Here is a 17,899-nt window from a genome sequence, read left to right on the forward strand (position 1 = left end):
GCTCTGGAGGCACGATGACGGATGTACATGGCAGTGCGCGGGAAGGCTACGCCCGCGAGGCAAAGACATACGCCCACGGGCGTCCCGACTACCCGGACGAGCTGCTGGGCTGGCTCGGTGAGGCGCTGGAGATCGGCGCCGGCAAGGAAGTTGTCGACCTTGGCGCGGGTACGGGAAAGTTCACTTCACTGCTGGCGCGCTCGGGAGCGCAGGTCACTGCTATCGAACCGGTGGCGGCGATGCGTGAGCAACTGGGCGAGAAGCTGCCGGGGGTCAAGGTGCTCAACGGTACCGCCCAGGCCATGCCGCTGGTGGCGCAGAGTGTCGATGCGCTGACCTGCGCCCAGGCTTTTCACTGGTTCGCCAACGAGCGTGCCCTGCATGAAATTCATCGCGTCCTTCGGCCGGGCGGCCATCTGGGTCTGGTCTGGAACGTGCGCGATGAGCGGGTGGATTGGGTTGCCGAGATGGCCCGTATCGTCGAGCGCTACGAAGGCAGCACGCCGCGCTTCCACACCGGGCTGTGGCGTCAGGCCTTTTCTGGCGCGCGCTTCGAGCCGCTGCGCCTGCGTGAGTTCAGCTACCAGCACGTGGGGCCGCCGGAGCAGGTGATTGTCGCGCGAATCCTCTCGGTGAGCTTCATTGCCATGCTGCCGCAGGAGCAGAAGCAGCGTGTCGCCGAGCAGCTACGCGAGTTGATCGCCAGTCATCCGGATCTCAAGGGGCGCGACGAAATCGCGGTGCCTTATCGAACCGAGGCCTACAGCACGCGCACGCTGGCGTGACTGGCGGATACGGTAGACTGGCGGCTATTTCCTCCGCCAGTCGTTTCCCATGCAGCCGCTTCGCTATCTCCAGGCCTATCCGCCACAACTCCAGGACCAGGTGCGCCAGCTCATCGAGCAGGACCGCCTCGGCGAATATCTGGAGCGCCGCTACCCCGGTCGCCACGATGTGCAGAGCGACAAGGCGCTGTATGGCTATGCCATGGACCTCAAGCAGCAGTACATGCGCACCGCGCCAGCGGTGGATAAGGTGCTCTACGACAACAAGCTGGACGTGGTGCAGCGCGCCCTGGGGCTGAACACGGCGATTTCGCGGGTGCAGGGCGGCAAGCTCAAGGCGAAGAAGGAAATCCGCGTTGCCTCGTTGTTCAAGGAGGCGGCCCCCGAGTTCCTGCAGATGATCGTGGTCCACGAGTTGGCGCATCTGAAGGAGCGCGATCACAGCAAGGCCTTCTACCAGCTCTGCGAGCACATGCTGCCCGGTTATCACCAGCTGGAATTCGACCTGCGCGTCTACCTGACCTGGCGCGATCTGCCTCAGTAGTAGAGGCGCCCGAGGTAGAACAGCCCCAGGCACCACGGCAGCAGCAGGGCGAGCCCCAGGTAGCGCAGCGCTTTGCGCGGGCCGTACTCGCTCTGGTGCAGCCAATGGATGCCCGCCAATGCCAGCGAATAGACCGCCAGACCCGCCAGCAGCCACCCGTATTGCTCCGTTGTGGGCGAAACCGGGCCGAGATGGGTGTGGGTCAGGTGCCACGCGCAAAGGATGATGGCCGGCACGAGCAGCACCAGTGCTACCAGGACTCGACCTGCGAGACGCAGCAGGAAGGCGATGAACAACCCGGCCAGGCCCGCGCTGGCAATCAGCACGGAAAACATTTGGTCCAGGTAGACGAGGTCAGGCGCCGGCTCGAGTGAGCGTGGCTGTGCGAGCAGGCGCAACAGGGGCACGCCGAGCAGAAGGACGATCAGGCAGAACAGCCAGCCAAACAGGGGGCGCGGCATTCGAAACTCCTGATGAAGTTGCTGCGGGAAGCCCCTGGCGCGCCGGATGGGGTCGGTCGCCTGGGGTTGTTCACCGCTGCAAAGCCCAGATTAATCAATGCTTTGGCTAAATGCCATGATTTTGTCGGGAATGATTCCCGAAAATGAGAAGGCCCCTCCTGGGAGGGGCCTTTCTGTCAGAACAGGTCGATCGGCGCTTCTTCGTCCGCCGGCATGCCGCTGCCGGGAGAGCTGCCAGGTGCCAGTTCGTTCATTGAAGGAGGTGTGTCCTCGTTCTTGAACAGTTCGAAGTACGCGCCTGGTGTGCCCGGAGGCGCCGCGCGGCCCGTGACCGGGTCGATACGCAGGCTCACCAGGCCGGGCGGCTCGGGCAGCACGTGCGACGGTTTGTCTTTCAGCGCCGCACCCATGTAACGCATCCAGATCGGCAGGGCAACGTTGCCGCCGTATTCGGCGCGGCCGAGGCTTTCCGGCTGGTCGAAGCCCACCCACACGGTGGTCATGAAATCGGCGTTGAAGCCGGAGAACCAGGCGTCCTTCGACTCGTTGGTGGTGCCGGTCTTGCCTGCCAGATCGTCGCGCTTGAGCGCCAGGGCGCGGCGACCGGTGCCGCGCTTGATCACGTCCTGCAACATGCTGGTCATGATGTACGCGGTACGGGCGTCGAGGACGCGTTCGGCTGCGGCCGGTTCGATCGCGGTCTTGGCCTGGCTCGGGTCGTCGTTGCCGAAGGCGTCGGTGGCTGCCGGTTGCGGCTGCGCCTGTACCTGCTCCCCGTCGTGGGGAATGCTGGGCGGGTTGGCCTGGTACAGCACCTGGCCGTCGCGGCTTTCGATGCGCTGGACGATATAGGGCGAGACCTTGAACCCGCCATTGGCGAAGACGGTCCAGGCGCTGGCGATCTCCATCGGGGTCAGGGTCGCGGTTCCCAGGGCCATGGACAGGTTCGGCGGCAGGTCATCCTTGTTCAGGCCGAACTTACTGATGCAGTCGCGCGCGCGGTTGACGCCCAAGGCCTGGAGGATGCGGATCGAGACCATGTTGCGCGACTTGTAGAGCGCTTCGCGCATGGGAATCGGGCCGAGGAAGGTATTGGTGTCGTTCTTCGGGCGCCAGACTTTGTCCAGGTACTCGTCGTAGAACACCACCGGGGCATCGTTGATCAGCGAGGCGGCAGTGAAGCCGTTGTCCAGTGCGCAGCTGTAGATGAACGGCTTGAAGCTCGAACCGGGCTGGCGGCGGGCCTGGGTGGCGCGGTTGTAGTTGCTCTGTTCGAAGGAGAAGCCACCGACCAGCGCCATGATCGCGCCGTCCTGCGGGTTCAGCGACACCAGGGCGCTCTGCGCGGCAGGCACCTGAGTCAGGCGCAGCGAGCCGTCGTCCTTGCGTTGCACGCGAATCACATCGCCGGCCTGCACCACATCGCTGGGCTGGCTGGGCATGCGGCCCATGCTGTTGTTACTCAGGTACGGGCGGGCCCAATTCATGCCGTCCCAGCTCAGGGCCTCTTCCTTGCCGTCGCGGGTCATGACCATGGCACCGCTTTTCTCGACCTGGACGACGATGGCTGGCTCAAGGCCGCCCAGCGGGCGCTGCTGCGCGATAGCCTGGCGCCAGGCGTCGCGGGTCTTGCCAGGCAGGCGGGTTTCGGGGCCGCGGTAGCCGTGGCGCTGGTCGTAATCCTGCAGACCTTCGCGCAGGGCGGTATTGGCGTCTTCCTGCAGATCGCTGCGTACGGTGGTGTAGACGCGATAGCCTTCGGTGTAGGCGTCGCCGCCGAAGCGGCCGACCAGTTCGGCGCGTGCCATCTCGGCAATGTAGGGGGCGGCCAGCTCCGGAGTCTGGACGTGGTAGGACGCGCCGACCGGTTCCTGGATGGCTACCTGGTAGCGCTGCTGGTCGATGAAGCCGAGCTTGAGCATGCGCTCGAGAATCCAGTTGCGACGTTCCAGGCTGCGCGCGGCATTCGCCAGCGGGTTGTAACGCGACGGTGCCTTGGGCAGGCCGGCGATCATCGCCATCTGCGCCAGGCTCAGGTCCTTGATGGATTTGCCGTAATAGACCTGAGCGGCGGCTTCCACGCCGTAGGCGCGGTTGCCCAGGTAGATCTTGTTGACGTAGAGCTCGAGGATCTCGTCCTTGGTGAGCGAGCGCTCGATCTGCAGGGCGAGCAATATCTCGTTGATCTTGCGGGAAAAACTGCGCTCGTTGGTGAGGAAGTAGTTCTTCGCGACCTGCATGGTGATGGTGCTGCCGCCGGTCTGGATGTGCCCAGTCTTCAATAATTGCGCGGCAGCACGCATCAGGCTTTTGACGTCCACGCCATAATGGTTGGCGAAATTGTCATCTTCAGCCGATAACAGTGCGTGGGTGAAATCCGGGGGGATTTCAGCAAATCGAATCGGCGTTCGGCGCATCTCGCCAAACTCTGCTATCAATTTGTTATCAGCACTGTACACGCGCAGCGGCATCTGCAATCGCACGTTGCGCAAGGCCTCCACGGAAGGGAGGTTCGGGCTGAGGTACAGATAGGCGCCGCTGAAACTGAGCAGCACTCCACAAATAATGGTGACGCAAGTCCACCACAGAAACTTCAGCAGGCGCATCGGAAGGTCTTGGATTTCCAGAGAAAAGAAAGAGTTAAGCGGATGGCGCGGTAAAAAGGGAAAAGCTGATCACATTATAAGCAGTTTTTTTGCTGGCGAGCCATTTGCGAAGCTGTCAAGTCTGGTATCTAATGTGGAAAAACATAAATCGTCCGTAAGTCTCGGATGCTGATAGGAAATCAGTCGTGCTAGGGCTCTTCAATAAGAAAGCGAACACGCTGCTGGGGATAGACATCAGTTCGACTTCGGTCAAACTTCTCGAATTGAGCCGCTCTGGAGGCCGCTACAAGGTAGAGGCCTACGCTGTCGAGCCGCTCCCGCCCAATGCAGTGGTAGAAAAGAACATCGCTGAGCTGGAGGGTGTCGGCCAGGCGTTGTCACGTGTGGTCGCCAAGGCGCGGACCGCTGTGAAAACGTCTGCGGTCGCGGTTGCCGGCTCGGCGGTCATCACCAAAACCATCGAGATGGACGGCGGACTCTCGGACGACGAGCTGGAGAATCAGCTCAAGATCGAGGCCGACCAGTACATCCCCTATCCCCTCGAAGAGGTCGCGATCGACTTCGAGGTGCAAGGCACGTCTGCGCGCAACGCAGAGCGCGTCGATGTTCTTCTTGCTGCTTGCCGCAAGGAAAACGTCGAGGTGCGCGAAGCTGCGCTGGCGCTCGCGGGTCTGACGGCCAAGGTCGTCGACGTCGAAGCCTATGCGCTGGAGCGAGCATTCAGTCTGCTGGGAGACCAGCTGGGCGGCAATGCCGACGAGCTCACAGTTGCGGTGGTGGATATCGGCGCCACCATGACCACGCTGAGCGTCCTGCACCACGGTCGCACTATCTATACGCGCGAACAGCTCTTCGGTGGGCGCCAGTTGACCGAGGAAATCCAGCGTCGCTATGGCCTGTCGGTCGAGGAAGCGGGCCTTGCCAAGAAGCAGGGCGGTCTTCCGGATGACTACGACAGCGAAGTGCTGCAACCGTTCAAGGATGCCGTGGTCCAGCAGGTGTCCCGTTCCTTGCAGTTCTTCTTCGCCGCCGGTCAGTTCAACGATGTGGATTACATCCTGCTGGCGGGTGGCACTGCGTCCATCCCTGACCTGGATCGCCTGATCCAGCAGAAGATCGGTACTCCGACCCTGGTGGCCAACCCGTTCGCCGACATGGTGCTGAGCGGCAAGGTCAACGCCGGTGCGCTGGCCAGTGATGCGCCCGCGCTGATGATTGCCTGCGGTCTGGCGATGAGGAGTTTCGACTGATGGCACGCATCAACTTATTGCCCTGGCGAGAGCAACTGCGCGAGGAGCGCAAGCAACGCTTCCTGGTGATCCTCGGTGCTGTGCTGCTGGCTTCCGGGGCTCTGATTTTCCTGGGCGACCAGTACTTCAATTCGGCAATCGAGAACCAGAGCGCGCGTAACGACTTCCTGCGCAAGGAAATCGCCGTGCTGGATGCCCGGATCAAGGAGATCAGCGAGCTGAAGACCCGTCGCCAGCAGTTGCTGGAACGGATGAAGATCATCCAGGACCTGCAGGGCAACCGCCCGATCATCGGCCGGGTCTTTGATCAACTGGTTCGCACCTTGCCCGATGGCGTGTTCTTCACCGAGCTGAAGATGTCCGGGAAGTCCATTTCCATTGCGGGGGCGGCCGAATCCAACAATCGCGTCTCCAACCTGATGCGTAACCTGGATGCATCGGAGTGGCTGACGTCGCCGAACCTCACCGAGGTGAAGGCCGTCACCCAGGGCGCGCTGGATCAGGCGAACGTCTTCCAGTTGACCGTACAGCAGACGCAGCCCGGAGGCGAGGAACAGAACAAGACCAGCGCCGCGCAAGGAGCCAAGAAATGAGTCTGGCCAGTTCTCTGGAGAGCTTGCGCAAGATCGATATCAACGATCTTGACCTGAACAACCTCGGCTCCTGGCCGGCAGCGGTCAAGTTCATCGCCTGCGTTCTGGTGATGGCTGTGGTACTGGCGCTCGGGTACAACTTTCACCTGAAGGATCTGCAGGATCAGCTGGACCGCAATCGCGAGGAAGAGCAGACCCTCAAGCAGCAGTTCTCGACCAAGGCCTTCCAGGCGGCAAACCTGGACGCTTACAAGGTGCAGATGAAGGAGATGGAAGAGTCCTTCGGTGCCTTGCTGCGTCAACTGCCGAGCGATACCGAGGTGCCTGGGCTGCTGGAAGACATCACCCGCACCGGCTTGGGCAGCGGCCTGGAGTTCGAAGAGATCAAGCTGCTGCCGGAAGTTACCCAGCAGTTCTACATCGAGCTGCCGATCCAGATCAGTGTGGTGGGTGGCTATCACGACCTGGCCACCTTCGTCAGCGGTGTGGCCAGCCTGCCACGGATCGTGACGCTGCATGATTTCGACATCAAGCCGGCGAGCGCGGACAGCACCTCGAAGCTGCGCATGAGCATTCTGGCGAAGACCTACCGGTACAACGACAAGGGCGTGAAGGCAACTGTCCCGGCTGTAGGAGCGAAGAAATGAGGGGGCGCCTGATCATTTGCAGTTTCCTGCTCCTGACCCTGAACGGCTGTGGCTCGGGAAGCGACTTTGCCGACTTGCAGAGCTACATGGACGAAGTGCGCGCTCGCCCGAAAGGTGCCATCGAGCCGCTGCCGAAGTTCCAGGCTTACGAGGCCTTCACGTACAGTGCTGCGTCCTTGCGCAGCCCTTTCCAGCCGCCGGTGAAGATCGATCTGGCGGTCAAGCAGAAGGGCAACAAGGTCATCAAGCCTGACGAGACCCGGGTCAAGCAGTTCCTCGAGGGCTTCAATATCGAGACCTTCGAAATGGTCGGCACGCTGGGCAAGGACAGTCAGGTGTTTGCGCTCGTCAAAGGTGCAGGAGGGGTGCACCGGGTGCGGGTGGGTGACTACCTTGGGCGTAACGATGGCAAGATCGTTGCGATCAGCGAAGCCAAGATCGACGTGATTGAAATCGTTCCTGATGGTGAGGGTGGCTGGCTGGAACGTCCGCGCAGCCTGACTCTCAAGGAACGCTCCTAAGGGCGGGGATGAACATGGATTACAAACAGCAGTCTGCACGACGGATTCAGACGATGAATAAAACGCTTTCCCGCCTGGGCATTTCCGTGCTCGCGGCCGTATTCGCACCGACCCTGCTGGCTGCAAACCTGCAGAGTGTTGACGTGGCGGCCCTGCCGGGCGACCGCGTGGAGCTCAAGCTCGGCTTCGACGAGCCGGTGGCCGCGCCGCGTGGCTATACCATCGAGCAGCCTGCGCGTATCGCACTGGATCTGCCGGGCGTGCAGAACAAGCTGGGCAGCAAGAACCGCGAGTTGGGTGTGGGTAATGCACGCAGCCTGACCGTGGTCGAGGCGAAGGACCGTACCCGGCTGATCGTCAACCTGACCACCCTGGTGCCTTACAGCACGCGCGCCGAAGGTGCCAATCTGTATGTGGTGGTGGGTGGGGCAGGTACTGCTTCCGGTTCATACGCTTCTGCTTCGCCGACTCCCGCTGCAGTTGCCAAGCCTGTACAGGCCAAGCCATACGTTCCGGCCGGCAAGGCAATCCGCAACGTCGATTTCCAGCGCGGCGATCAGGGCGAAGGCAATGTCGTCATCGATCTCTCCGATCCGACGGTCAGCCCGGATATCCAGGAACAAGGCGGCAAGATCCGTCTGGATTTCCCTCGCACCCAGTTACCGGACAACCTGCGCGTTCGTCTGGATGTGAAGGACTTCGCCACGCCGGTGCAGTTCGTCAATGCATCCGCTTCGGGCGACAAGGCCAGCATCTCGATCGAACCGACCGGGCTGTATGACTATCTGGTCTATCAGACCGACAATCGCATGACCGTCAGTATCAAGCCGCTGACCCAGGACGATGCCGAGAAGCGCAAGAAAGACACCTTTGCCTATACCGGCGAGAAGCTGTCGCTGAACTTCCAGGACATCGATGTGCGCTCTGTCTTGCAGTTGATTGCCGACTTCACTGACCTGAACCTGGTGGCATCGGATACCGTGCAGGGCAACATCACCCTGCGTCTGCAGAATGTGCCTTGGGACCAGGCACTGGACCTGGTGCTCAAGACGAAGGGCCTGGACAAGCGCAAGGTCGGCAATGTGCTGCTGGTTGCGCCGGCTGACGAAATCGCGGCTCGCGAGCGTCAGGAGCTGGAAGCGCAGAAGCAGATTTCCGAACTGGCCCCCTTGCGCCGTGAGCTGATCCAGGTCAACTACGCCAAGGCATCGGATATCGCCAAACTGTTCAGCTCGGTGACTGGTGCGGGTGCTCCAGGTGCTCCAGCCGCAGCGCAAGGTGATAATCGTGGATCAATCACCGTAGATGATCGTACCAACAGCATCATCGCCTACCAGACGCAGGATCGACTGGATGAGCTGCGCCGTATCGTTGCTCAGCTGGATATTCCGGTACGCCAGGTAATGATCGAGGCGCGTATCGTTGAGGCGTCGGTCGACTACAGCAAAAGCCTTGGGGTTCGCTGGGGCGGTGCCTTCACCTTTGGCAACTGGGCCAGTTGGGGCAAGAACGGAAACATTGGCACCGGCGGTGATAGCGGCACCAGCTGCGGTCCGTTCGGTGGTGGCGGCTGTACTTTGCCGACAACCAACGATTCTCCCACGCCTTCGGTTGACCTTGGTGTAACCAGCAGCACTTCTGGCATCGGCATCGGCTTCGTGTCCAACAATGCCATTCTGGACCTGCAGCTGTCGGCGATGGAGAAGGGCGGAAATGGTGAAATCGTTTCCCAGCCGAAGGTCGTCACTTCCGACAAAGAGACCGCCAAGATTCTGAAGGGCACTGAGATTCCGTACCAGGAAGCCAGCTCCAGTGGTGCAACCTCGGTATCCTTCAAGGAGGCCGCGCTTGCCTTGGAAGTGACCCCGCAGATCACGCCGGACAACCGCATCATCATGGAAGTGAAGGTCAACAAGGACGAGCCGGACTTCGCCAATGCGCTCAATGGTGTTCCGCCGATCAAGAAGAACGAAGTGAATGCCAAGGTGCTGGTCAACGATGGCGAGACCATCGTGATCGGTGGCGTGTTCTCCAACACCCAGACCAAAGCCGTGGACAAGGTTCCGTTCCTGGGTGACGTTCCGGTGCTGGGCCGACTGTTCCGTCGAGATTCGGTAACCGACAGCAAGAACGAGCTGCTGGTTTTCCTAACCCCGCGGATCATGAATAATCAGGCCATTGCAGTCGGCCGTTGATCAATGTCGTGTCCAATTTGATTCTGGTAGGCCCGATGGGGGCTGGTAAAAGCACCATCGGGCGTCTTCTCGCCAAAGAGCTTCACCTCGTCTTCAAAGATTCGGATAAAGAAATCGAGCAGCGCTGCGGAGCCAACATCCCCTGGATATTCGATGTCGAGGGCGAGGCGGGCTTCCGCGAGCGTGAGCAGGCGATGCTTGCCGAGCTGTGCGATGAGGGGGGCATGGTCATTGCCACCGGTGGCGGCGCGGTGATGCGCGACGCCAATCGGCTCATCCTCAAGGCCGGCGGCAAGGTGATCTACCTGCACGCCTCGGTCGAGCAGCAGATTTCCCGCACGGCGCGCGACAAGAATCGCCCGCTGCTGCAGAAGCCCAATCCAGACCAGATCCTTCGTGATCTCATGCAGATGCGCGACCCGCTTTATCGCGAAATCGCCGATGTGATCATCGAAACCGACGAGCGGCCTCCGCGCCTGGTCGTCCTGGAGATTCTGGAGCGTTTGCGTGAGCTTGAGCGCCATTAACGGCGCTGCAATCTGCGGTATCCTAGTCCCCTTTCTTGCCTGGGGGTTTCATGCGCACACTCAACGTCGATCTGGCCGATCGCAGCTACCCGATCTACATCGGTGAAGGGCTGCTGGACGATCCGCGCTACTTCGAGCCGCATATTCGCGGCCGCCAGGTAGCCATCGTCACCAACGAAACCATCGCGCCGCTGTACCTGGATCGACTGCAGAAGACCCTGGCCGGCTATAAGATCACCACGGTCGTGCTCCCCGACGGCGAGGCCTACAAGCAGTGGGAAACCCTTCAGCTGATCTTCGATGGCCTGCTGACCGCGCGCCATGACCGCAAGACCACCCTGATCGCCCTGGGCGGTGGCGTCATCGGCGACATGACCGGTTTCGCCGCAGCCTGCTACCAGCGCGGTGTTGACTTCATCCAGGTGCCGACCACCCTGCTGTCCCAGGTGGACTCTTCGGTCGGTGGCAAGACCGGCATCAACCACCCGCTGGGCAAGAACATGGTCGGGGCCTTCTATCAGCCCCAGGCGGTGGTCATCGATACCGCAACCCTGAAGACTCTGCCGCCGCGCGAGCTGTCGGCGGGCCTGGCGGAAGTGATCAAGTACGGCTTCATCTGCGACGAGCCCTTCCTCACCTGGCTGGAAGCGCACATGGATAATCTCCTGGCGTTGGAGCCCACCGCCCTGACCGAAGCCATCGAGCGCTCCTGTGCGGCCAAGGCCCGCGTGGTCGGCGCCGACGAGAAGGAAACCGGCGTGCGCGCCACACTCAACCTGGGCCATACCTTCGGCCACGCCATCGAGACCCACATGGGTTATGGCGTCTGGCTGCACGGTGAAGCAGTAGGTGCGGGAACCGTGATGGCACTTGAGATGTCGCATCGGCTGGGATGGCTGACAAAGGCCGAGCTCGACCGCGGAATCCGCCTGCTTGCCGCGGCGAAGCTGCCGGTGGTCCCGCCGCAGGAAATGAACGCCGAGCATTTTCTCGAGCACATGGCTGTCGACAAGAAAGTGCTCGATGGCCGTTTGCGTCTGGTATTGCTCCAAGGGCTGGGGGGCGCGGTCGTGACCGCCGAATTCCCCCGTGAGATTCTGGAAGAAACACTGCGCGCTGACTACCAGACACTGGTCGGTCAGGCAGGAGAACACTGAGGTCCCATGTCCAGCTTGCATGCCGATGAGGCCTTCCTGGCCCACTACCAGTTCAGCCACGATCCGTTCGCACCGCGGGTCCCGGGCTTCAAGTTCTTCCCGGCGCAGCGCAAGCCCGTACTGGGTCAGCTGCACCACCTGGCGCGCTACAGCCACCTGCTGCTGGCTGTCACCGGCCCGCTGGGCAGCGGCAAGACGCTGCTGCGCCAGGCGCTGGTGGCCAGTACCAACAAGGACGCCGTCTCCAGTGTGGTGATTTCCGGTCGCTCGGTGACCGACGAAGCCACTCTGCTGCGGCAACTCGCACAAGGCCTGGGCATCACCCAGACCAGTATCGAGGCGATCCTCGCCAAGGTCGCCCAGTTGGCGATCACCGGGCAGGACGTTTATCTGCTGGTGGACGACGCCGAGCAACTGCGCGACGACGCCCTCGAAGTCCTGCTGCTGCTGGCTGCCGGCAACTCCGAAGCGCGTCTGCACGTCTTCCTTTTCGGCGAGCCCGAGCTGCTGTCGCGCCTGGAAGTCCTGTCCGAAGGCGAGGAGCGCTTCCACGCCATCGAACTGCAGCCCTACAGCGAGGAAGAAACCCGCGAGTACCTCGCGCAGCGCCTGGAGGGCGCGGGGCAGGGCATCGAGCTGATCTCGGCCGACCTGCTGGCTGACATCCACGAACAATCCGGTGGCTGGCCGGGTGCAATCAATCAGACCGCTCGCGATGCCATGATCGAGGCGATGCTGGCGGATCGCAGCGGCGAGCGTAAAGCGGCCGGTACCGGCTTCAAGCTGCCGAAGAAGCACCTGGCGATCCTCGGTGTGGTCGCCATCGGCGTCATCGCTGCCTGGTTCATGCAGGGCAAGACCACCAAGCCGGAGACTGCCAGCAACACCGCTGCGCAGACTTCGTCGCAGCTGCCGCTGGGTAATGGCACGGCGCCGCAACCGGATGCTCAGGGTGGCAGCCCGTCTGTCGAGTTCGCCGGTTCCAATCAGCCGGTGCCGCTCCCTCTGGTGGGTGATAGTCAGCCGGTGATCCGCGAGCCCTTGGCCCAGGCCGGCGGTCAGGAAGACTCCGACGAGGGCGCCATGCCGTCCGCAGCCATCCCGCCAACCGTGACCACCACCGCGCCGCCGGTGACCCCGCTGGCGAACAATGGTCCGAAGCCGCTCAATCCTGTGCCGGCGGCTCCCGTCCAGCAGCAGGTTGCCATCCAGCCGGCTCCGACTCCTGCGCCCACTCCGCGCCCGGAACCGGCCAAGCCTGCCGCCACTGCACCGGCCAAGCCTGTCCAGACTGCCAAGCCGGCACCGCCAAAACCTGCCACCACCGTTGCCAGTGCCAAGCCGGCGACCGCCGCCAGCAAGCCCGCCGCGGCCAGCGGCAGCGCCGGCGGCAGCAGCTGGTATCAGTCCCAGGCCGGGTCGCGCTACTCCGTGCAGGTGCTGGGCACCGGCTCCGAAGCCAGCGCCAAGGCCTTCATCAGCCAGCAGGGCGGTGGCGACTACCGCTACTTCCGCAAGAACCTGCAGGGCAAGCCGTTCTATGTGGTGACGTACGGCAACTTCGCTGACCGCAATGCCGCCCAGGCCGCGATCAAGAAGCTGCCGGCGAAGATCCAGGCCTCCAAGCCCTGGGCTCGCCCCTTCTCCAGCATCCAGCAGGACATCGCCGGGGCGCGCTGAAAGGTCGCACTGTCGCAATACTGAAAAAGCCGAGCCCCATAGCCTGGGGCTCGGCTTTTTTATTGGCTTGTTTCTTTTGTCGCATTCTTATAAAAATGCGACATCGGGTGTCAGCAGTGCGTCAAAAAAATTCAGTGACGTCGCTTTCCCCGTGTGTACAATGACCTCCCTTTGCCTATCGGAAACCGCCGCTTGAGCGGGTAGACAGGCGAAGTGCTTGAAGAGGGTCTGCTGACGTTTCGTCATGGCCAGGGCCGGAACCGCCGCTACGTTGGGTAAGACGTGGCAACTCGCGCGGAACGGTCATTCCAGGTGAACCAGGGGCGTAAGCGGCGCTGCACGATAGATGCGGCCCGAGCCTTTAGGGTGCGCGGGAAACGAGCCTGCACGGCGAAACAGGGCGATGGCGAAACGTCAGCAGACCCTGGAATTTATAAAAGTTTTGCCGGTGAGAGTTCCCTATGAAAGCAGGTCTGTACCATCCTGAGACGTTCAAGGATAACTGCGGATTCGGTCTGATCGCCCATATGACGGGCGAGGCAAGCCACGAACTTCTGCAAACCGCCATCGAAGCACTGACCTGCATGACCCACCGAGGTGGGATCAACGCGGACGGGAAAACCGGGGACGGCTGTGGGCTGCTGATCCAGAAGCCCGACCAGTTCCTGCGCGCCGTGGCCAAGGAGTCCTTCGCGACCGAGCTGCCCGGCCAGTACGCCGTGGGCATGGTCTTCTTCAACCAGGACCCGGTGAAAGCCGAGGCCGCCCGCGCGAACATGAATCGCGAGATCGAGCGCGCCGGCCTGAAGCTGGTCGGCTGGCGCAAGGTGCCGATCGACACCAGCGTCCTGGGTCGCCTGGCGCTGGAGCGCCTGCCGCAGATCGAGCAGGTGTTCATCGGCGGTGAAGGCCTGTCCGACCAGGAATTCGCGGTCAAGCTGTTCAGCTCCCGTCGCCGCTCCTCCGTGGCCAACGCCGAGGATGCCGACCACTACATCTGCAGCTTCTCGCACAAGACCATCATCTATAAGGGCCTGATGATGCCGGCGGACCTCGCCGCCTTCTATCCGGACCTCTCCGACGAGCGCCTGAAGACGGCCATCTGCGTCTTCCACCAGCGCTTCTCGACCAACACCCTGCCGAAATGGCCGCTGGCCCAGCCGTTCCGCCTGCTGGCGCACAACGGCGAGATCAACACCATCACCGGCAACCGCAACTGGGCCCAGGCCCGTCGCGCCAAGTTCGCCAACGAGTGGATGCCCGATCTCGACGAGCTCGGCCCGCTGGTCAACCGCGTGGGTTCCGACTCCTCCAGCATGGACAACATGCTCGAGCTGATGGTCACCGGCGGCATGGACATGTTCCGTGGCCTGCGCATGATCATTCCGCCGGCCTGGCAGAACGTCGAGACCATGGACGCCGACCTGCGCGCGTTCTATGAATTCAACTCGCTGCACATGGAGCCGTGGGACGGCCCCGCCGGCGTCGTGCTGACCGACGGCCGCTATGCCGTCTGCCTGCTCGACCGCAACGGCCTGCGCCCGTCGCGCTGGGTCACCACCAAGAACGGCTACATCACCCTCGCCTCGGAAATCGGCGTGTGGGACTACAAGCCCGAGGACGTCATCGCCAAGGGCCGCGTCGGCCCGGGCCAGATCCTCGCGGTGGACACCGAGACCGGCCAGCTGCTGCAGACCGATGACATCGACAACCGTCTGAAGTCGCGCCACCCGTACAAGCAGTGGCTGCGCCAGAGCGCGCTGCGCATTCAGGCCACCCTGGACGATGACCAGGGCGTGGCCAGCTACGACGGCGACCAGCTCAAGCAGTACATGAAGATGTTCCAGGTCACCTTCGAGGAGCGTGACCAGGTGCTGCGCCCGCTCGCCGAGCAGGGCCAGGAAGCGGTCGGTTCGATGGGCGATGACACCCCGATGGCGGTGCTGTCCAAACGTATCCGTTCGCCCTACGACTACTTCCGCCAGGTCTTCGCGCAGGTCACCAACCCGCCGATCGACCCGCTGCGCGAAGCGATCGTGATGTCCCTGGAAACCTGTCTGGGCATCGAGCAGAACATCTTCGAAGAGTCCCCGCACCACGCCAACCAGGCGATCCTGACCACCCCGGTGATTTCCCCGGCCAAGTGGCGGACCCTGATGAACCTGGAGCGTCCGGGCTTCGACCTGCACCACATCGACCTGAACTACGACGAGTCCGTCGGCCTCGAAACGGCCGTGCGCAACATCGCCGACCAGGCCGAGGAAGCCGTACGCGCCGGCAAGGTGCTGCTGGTGCTGTCCGACCGTCAGATCGCCCCCGGCAAGCTGCCGGTGCATGCGGCCCTGGCCGTCGGCGCCGTGCACCACCGTCTGGTACAGACCGGTCTGCGTTGCGACTCCAACATCCTGGTGGAAACCGCCACTGCCCGTGACCCGCACCACTTCGCGGTGCTGGTGGGCTTCGGTGCGTCCGCGGTCTACCCGTACCTCGCCTACGAGGTGCTGGCCGATCTGATCCGCACCGGCGAAGTGCTGGGCGACCTCTACGAGGTCTTCAAGTATTACCGCAAGGGCATCTCCAAGGGGATGCTGAAGATCCTGTCGAAGATGGGTATCTCCACCATCGCCTCCTACCGTGGCGCCCAGCTGTTCGAAGCCATCGGCCTGGCCGACGAAGTCACCGGCCTGTGCTTCCCGGGCACCCCGAGCCGCATCCAGGGCGCGCGCTTCCTCGACATCGAAAACGAGCAGAAGCTGCTGGCCAACGAAGCCTGGAACAACCGCAAGGCAATCCAGCAGGGCGGCCTGCTGAAATTCGTCTACGGCGGCGAGTACCATGCCTACAACCCGGACGTGGTGAACACCCTGCAGGCCGCCGTGCAGCAGGGCGACTACGCCAGGTTCAAGGAGTACACCGGGCTGGTGGACAGCCGTCCGGTCTCCATGCTGCGCGACCTGCTCAAGGTGAGGACCGTCGACCAGCCGCTGAGCCTGGACGAGATCGAGCCGCTGGAGTCCATCTTCAAGCGCTTCGACGCCGCCGGTATTTCCCTTGGCGCGCTGTCGCCGGAGGCCCACGAAGCACTGGCCGAGGCGATGAACCGCCTGGGCGGTCGCTCCAACTCCGGTGAGGGTGGCGAAGACCCGGCGCGCTACGGCACGCTGAAAAGCTCGAAGATCAAGCAGGTGGCCACCGGCCGCTTTGGCGTGACCCCGGAATACCTGGTCAATGCCGAAGTCCTGCAGATCAAGGTGGCCCAGGGCGCCAAGCCCGGTGAGGGCGGCCAGCTGCCCGGCGGCAAGGTCAACGGCCTGATCGCCCGCCTGCGCTATGCGGTCCCCGGCGTGACCCTGATCTCGCCGCCGCCGCACCACGACATCTATTCCATCGAAGACCTCGCCCAGCTGATCTTCGACCTCAAGCAGGTCAACCCGCAGGCGCTGGTCTCGGTGAAGCTGGTGTCCGAACCGGGCGTGGGCACCATCGCCGCTGGCGTGGCCAAGGCCTACGCCGACCTGATCACCATCTCCGGCTACGACGGCGGTACCGGCGCCTCGCCGATCACCTCCATCAAGTACGCCGGCTCGCCGTGGGAACTGGGCCTCGCCGAGGCGCACCAGACCCTGCGCGGCAACGACCTGCGCGGCAAGGTTCGCGTGCAGACCGACGGCGGCCTGAAGACCGGCCTGGACGTCATCAAGGCCGCCATCCTCGGCGCCGAGAGCTTCGGCTTCGGTACCGCGCCGATGATCGCCCTGGGCTGCAAGTACCTGCGCATCTGCCACCTGAACAACTGCGCCACCGGCGTTGCCACTCAGAATGACAAGCTGCGCAAGGACCACTTCATTGGCACCGTGGACATGGTGGTGAACTTCTTCACCTTCATTGCCAGCGAGACCCGTGAATGGCTGGCCAAGCTCGGCGTGCGCAGCCTGGAAGAACTGATCGGCCGCACCGACCTGCTGGAAATCCTGCCGGGCGAGACGCCCAAGCAGGGCAACCTCGACCTCACGCCGCTGCTGGGCAGCGACCTGATCCCGGCCGAGAAGCCGCAGTTCTGCGAAGTCGAGAAGAACCCCCCGTTCGACCAGGGCCTGCTGGCCGAGAAGATGGTCGACCTGGCCCGCGGCGCCATCGAAGGCGCCAAGGGCGGCGAGTACGAGCTGGATATCTGCAACTGCGACCGTTCCATCGGCGCGCGGATTTCCGGCGAAATCGCCAAGGTTCACGGCAACCAGGGCATGGCCAAGGCGCCGATCACCTTCCGCTTCAAGGGCACTGCTGGCCAGAGCTTCGGCGTGTGGAACGCCGGCGGCCTGCACCTGTACCTGGAAGGCGACGCCAACGACTATGTGGGCAAAGGCATGACCGGCGGCAAGCTGGTCGTCACCCCGCCCAAGGGCAGCCCGTTCAAGTCGCAGGAGTCGGCCATCGTCGGCAACACCTGTCTGTACGGCGCCACTGGCGGCAAGCTGTTCGCCGCCGGTACCGCGGGCGAGCGTTTCGGCGTGCGTAACTCCGGCGCCCATGCCGTCGTGGAAGGCACCGGTGACCACTGCTGCGAATACATGACCGGCGGTTTCATCTGCGTTCTGGGCAAGACCGGCTACAACTTCGGCTCCGGCATGACCGGCGGCTTCGCCTATGTCCTCGACCTGGACAACACCTTCGTCGACCGCGTGAACCATGAGCTGGTGGAAATCCAGCGGATCAGCGGCGAAGCGATGGAAGCCCAGCGCAGCCACCTGCGCAAGGTGCTGGTCGAGTACGTGGCGGAAACGGCGAGCGAGTGGGGCGCACATCTGCTGGAGAACCTCGACGACTACCTGCGTCGGTTCTGGCTGGTGAAACCGAAGGCCGCCAGCCTCGGTTCCCTGCTCTCCAGCACTCGTGCCAACCCGCAATAAGCGCCTGAAGTTTGATGAGGTCTGAA

General features: G+C 62.9%; 13 protein-coding genes. 11 read left to right on the forward strand and 2 right to left on the reverse strand.

All coding sequences use genetic code 11. The features are described from left to right. Positions 1–14: 14 nt before the first annotated feature. Positions 15–785 (forward strand): class I SAM-dependent methyltransferase, encoded by a 771-nt coding sequence (locus tag G4G71_RS05445; protein ID WP_169935933.1) that lies wholly within the window; start codon positions 15–17, stop codon positions 783–785. A gap of 49 nt (positions 786–834) precedes the next feature. Then, positions 835–1,329, forward strand: coding sequence for a YgjP-like metallopeptidase domain-containing protein (locus tag G4G71_RS05450; RefSeq protein ID WP_169935935.1), 495 nt, complete (start codon positions 835–837; stop codon positions 1,327–1,329). Here G4G71_RS05450 and G4G71_RS05455 read toward each other — a convergent pair. Then, on the reverse strand, positions 1,323–1,790 hold the full coding sequence (locus G4G71_RS05455; protein ID WP_169935937.1) for a hypothetical protein: 468 nt from the start codon (positions 1,788–1,790) through the stop codon (positions 1,323–1,325). The two genes, G4G71_RS05450 and G4G71_RS05455, sit on opposite strands and share 7 nt — an antisense overlap. Positions 1,791–1,966: 176 nt before the next feature. After that, on the reverse strand, positions 1,967–4,396 hold the full coding sequence (locus G4G71_RS05460) for a penicillin-binding protein 1A (RefSeq protein ID WP_169935939.1): 2,430 nt from the start codon (positions 4,394–4,396) through the stop codon (positions 1,967–1,969). Positions 4,397–4,581: 185 nt separating this feature from the next. Here G4G71_RS05460 and G4G71_RS05465 point away from each other — a divergent pair, with 185 nt between their 5' ends. From G4G71_RS05465 to gltB, 9 genes are all read left to right on the forward strand, one after another. Beyond that, positions 4,582–5,646, forward strand: a complete 1,065-nt coding sequence (locus G4G71_RS05465; protein ID WP_024764148.1) for a pilus assembly protein PilM — start codon at positions 4,582–4,584, stop codon at positions 5,644–5,646. After that, complete coding sequence (gene pilN, locus G4G71_RS05470) at positions 5,646–6,239, forward strand: type 4a pilus biogenesis protein PilN (protein ID WP_169935941.1); 594 nt, start codon at positions 5,646–5,648, stop codon at positions 6,237–6,239. Before G4G71_RS05465 ends, pilN begins: the two co-directional genes overlap by 1 nt. Then, a complete protein-coding gene (gene pilO, locus G4G71_RS05475; RefSeq protein WP_169935943.1) occupies positions 6,236–6,886 on the forward strand; it encodes a type 4a pilus biogenesis protein PilO in 651 nt (216 codons plus the stop codon). Before pilN ends, pilO begins: the two co-directional genes overlap by 4 nt. Beyond that, positions 6,883–7,407 carry a type 4a pilus biogenesis lipoprotein PilP gene (gene pilP, locus G4G71_RS05480; protein WP_169935945.1) on the forward strand — a complete coding sequence of 175 codons (525 nt, stop codon included), beginning with the start codon at positions 6,883–6,885 and terminating at the stop codon, positions 7,405–7,407. The genes pilO and pilP overlap by 4 nt, the downstream gene beginning before the upstream one ends. A 53-nt stretch (positions 7,408–7,460) precedes the next feature. Next, positions 7,461–9,602, forward strand: a complete 2,142-nt coding sequence (locus G4G71_RS05485) for a type IV pilus secretin PilQ (RefSeq protein WP_169942523.1) — start codon at positions 7,461–7,463, stop codon at positions 9,600–9,602. Between the two features lie 35 nt (positions 9,603–9,637). After that, entirely contained in the window at positions 9,638–10,129 is a 492-nt protein-coding gene (gene aroK / locus G4G71_RS05490) for a shikimate kinase AroK (RefSeq protein ID WP_052239087.1), read from the forward strand. A gap of 50 nt (positions 10,130–10,179) precedes the next feature. After that, positions 10,180–11,286: a 3-dehydroquinate synthase gene (gene aroB / locus G4G71_RS05495; protein ID WP_169935947.1), complete on the forward strand. Its 1,107-nt coding sequence runs from the start codon at positions 10,180–10,182 to the stop codon at positions 11,284–11,286. Between the two features lie 6 nt (positions 11,287–11,292). After that, entirely contained in the window at positions 11,293–12,966 is a 1,674-nt protein-coding gene (locus G4G71_RS05500; protein WP_169935949.1) for an AAA family ATPase, read from the forward strand. A 461-nt stretch (positions 12,967–13,427) separates the two neighbouring features. Beyond that, positions 13,428–17,873: a glutamate synthase large subunit gene (gene gltB / locus G4G71_RS05505; protein ID WP_169935951.1), complete on the forward strand. Its 4,446-nt coding sequence runs from the start codon at positions 13,428–13,430 to the stop codon at positions 17,871–17,873. The last annotated feature ends 26 nt before the right edge of the window (positions 17,874–17,899 follow it).

The organism is Pseudomonas multiresinivorans (assembly GCF_012971725.1).
Classification (GTDB): domain Bacteria; phylum Pseudomonadota; class Gammaproteobacteria; order Pseudomonadales; family Pseudomonadaceae; genus Pseudomonas; species Pseudomonas multiresinivorans.

Bases quoted from the DNA above. Each gene is read 5' to 3' on its own strand.
- G4G71_RS05445 (WP_169935933.1), top strand. From the start codon at position 15: ATGACGGATGTACATGGCAGTGCGCGGGAAGGCTACGCCCGCGAGGCA.
- G4G71_RS05450 (WP_169935935.1), top strand. From the start codon at position 835: ATGCAGCCGCTTCGCTATCTCCAGGCCTATCCGCCACAACTCCAGGAC.
- G4G71_RS05455 (WP_169935937.1), bottom strand. From the start codon at position 1,790: ATGCCGCGCCCCCTGTTTGGCTGGCTGTTCTGCCTGATCGTCCTTCTG.
- G4G71_RS05460 (WP_169935939.1), bottom strand. From the start codon at position 4,396: ATGCGCCTGCTGAAGTTTCTGTGGTGGACTTGCGTCACCATTATTTGT.
- pilN (WP_169935941.1), top strand. From the start codon at position 5,646: ATGGCACGCATCAACTTATTGCCCTGGCGAGAGCAACTGCGCGAGGAG.
- pilO (WP_169935943.1), top strand. From the start codon at position 6,236: ATGAGTCTGGCCAGTTCTCTGGAGAGCTTGCGCAAGATCGATATCAAC.
- pilP (WP_169935945.1), top strand. From the start codon at position 6,883: ATGAGGGGGCGCCTGATCATTTGCAGTTTCCTGCTCCTGACCCTGAAC.
- G4G71_RS05485 (WP_169942523.1), top strand. From the start codon at position 7,461: ATGAATAAAACGCTTTCCCGCCTGGGCATTTCCGTGCTCGCGGCCGTA.
- aroK (WP_052239087.1), top strand. From the start codon at position 9,638: ATGGGGGCTGGTAAAAGCACCATCGGGCGTCTTCTCGCCAAAGAGCTT.
- aroB (WP_169935947.1), top strand. From the start codon at position 10,180: ATGCGCACACTCAACGTCGATCTGGCCGATCGCAGCTACCCGATCTAC.
- G4G71_RS05500 (WP_169935949.1), top strand. From the start codon at position 11,293: ATGTCCAGCTTGCATGCCGATGAGGCCTTCCTGGCCCACTACCAGTTC.
- gltB (WP_169935951.1), top strand. From the start codon at position 13,428: ATGAAAGCAGGTCTGTACCATCCTGAGACGTTCAAGGATAACTGCGGA.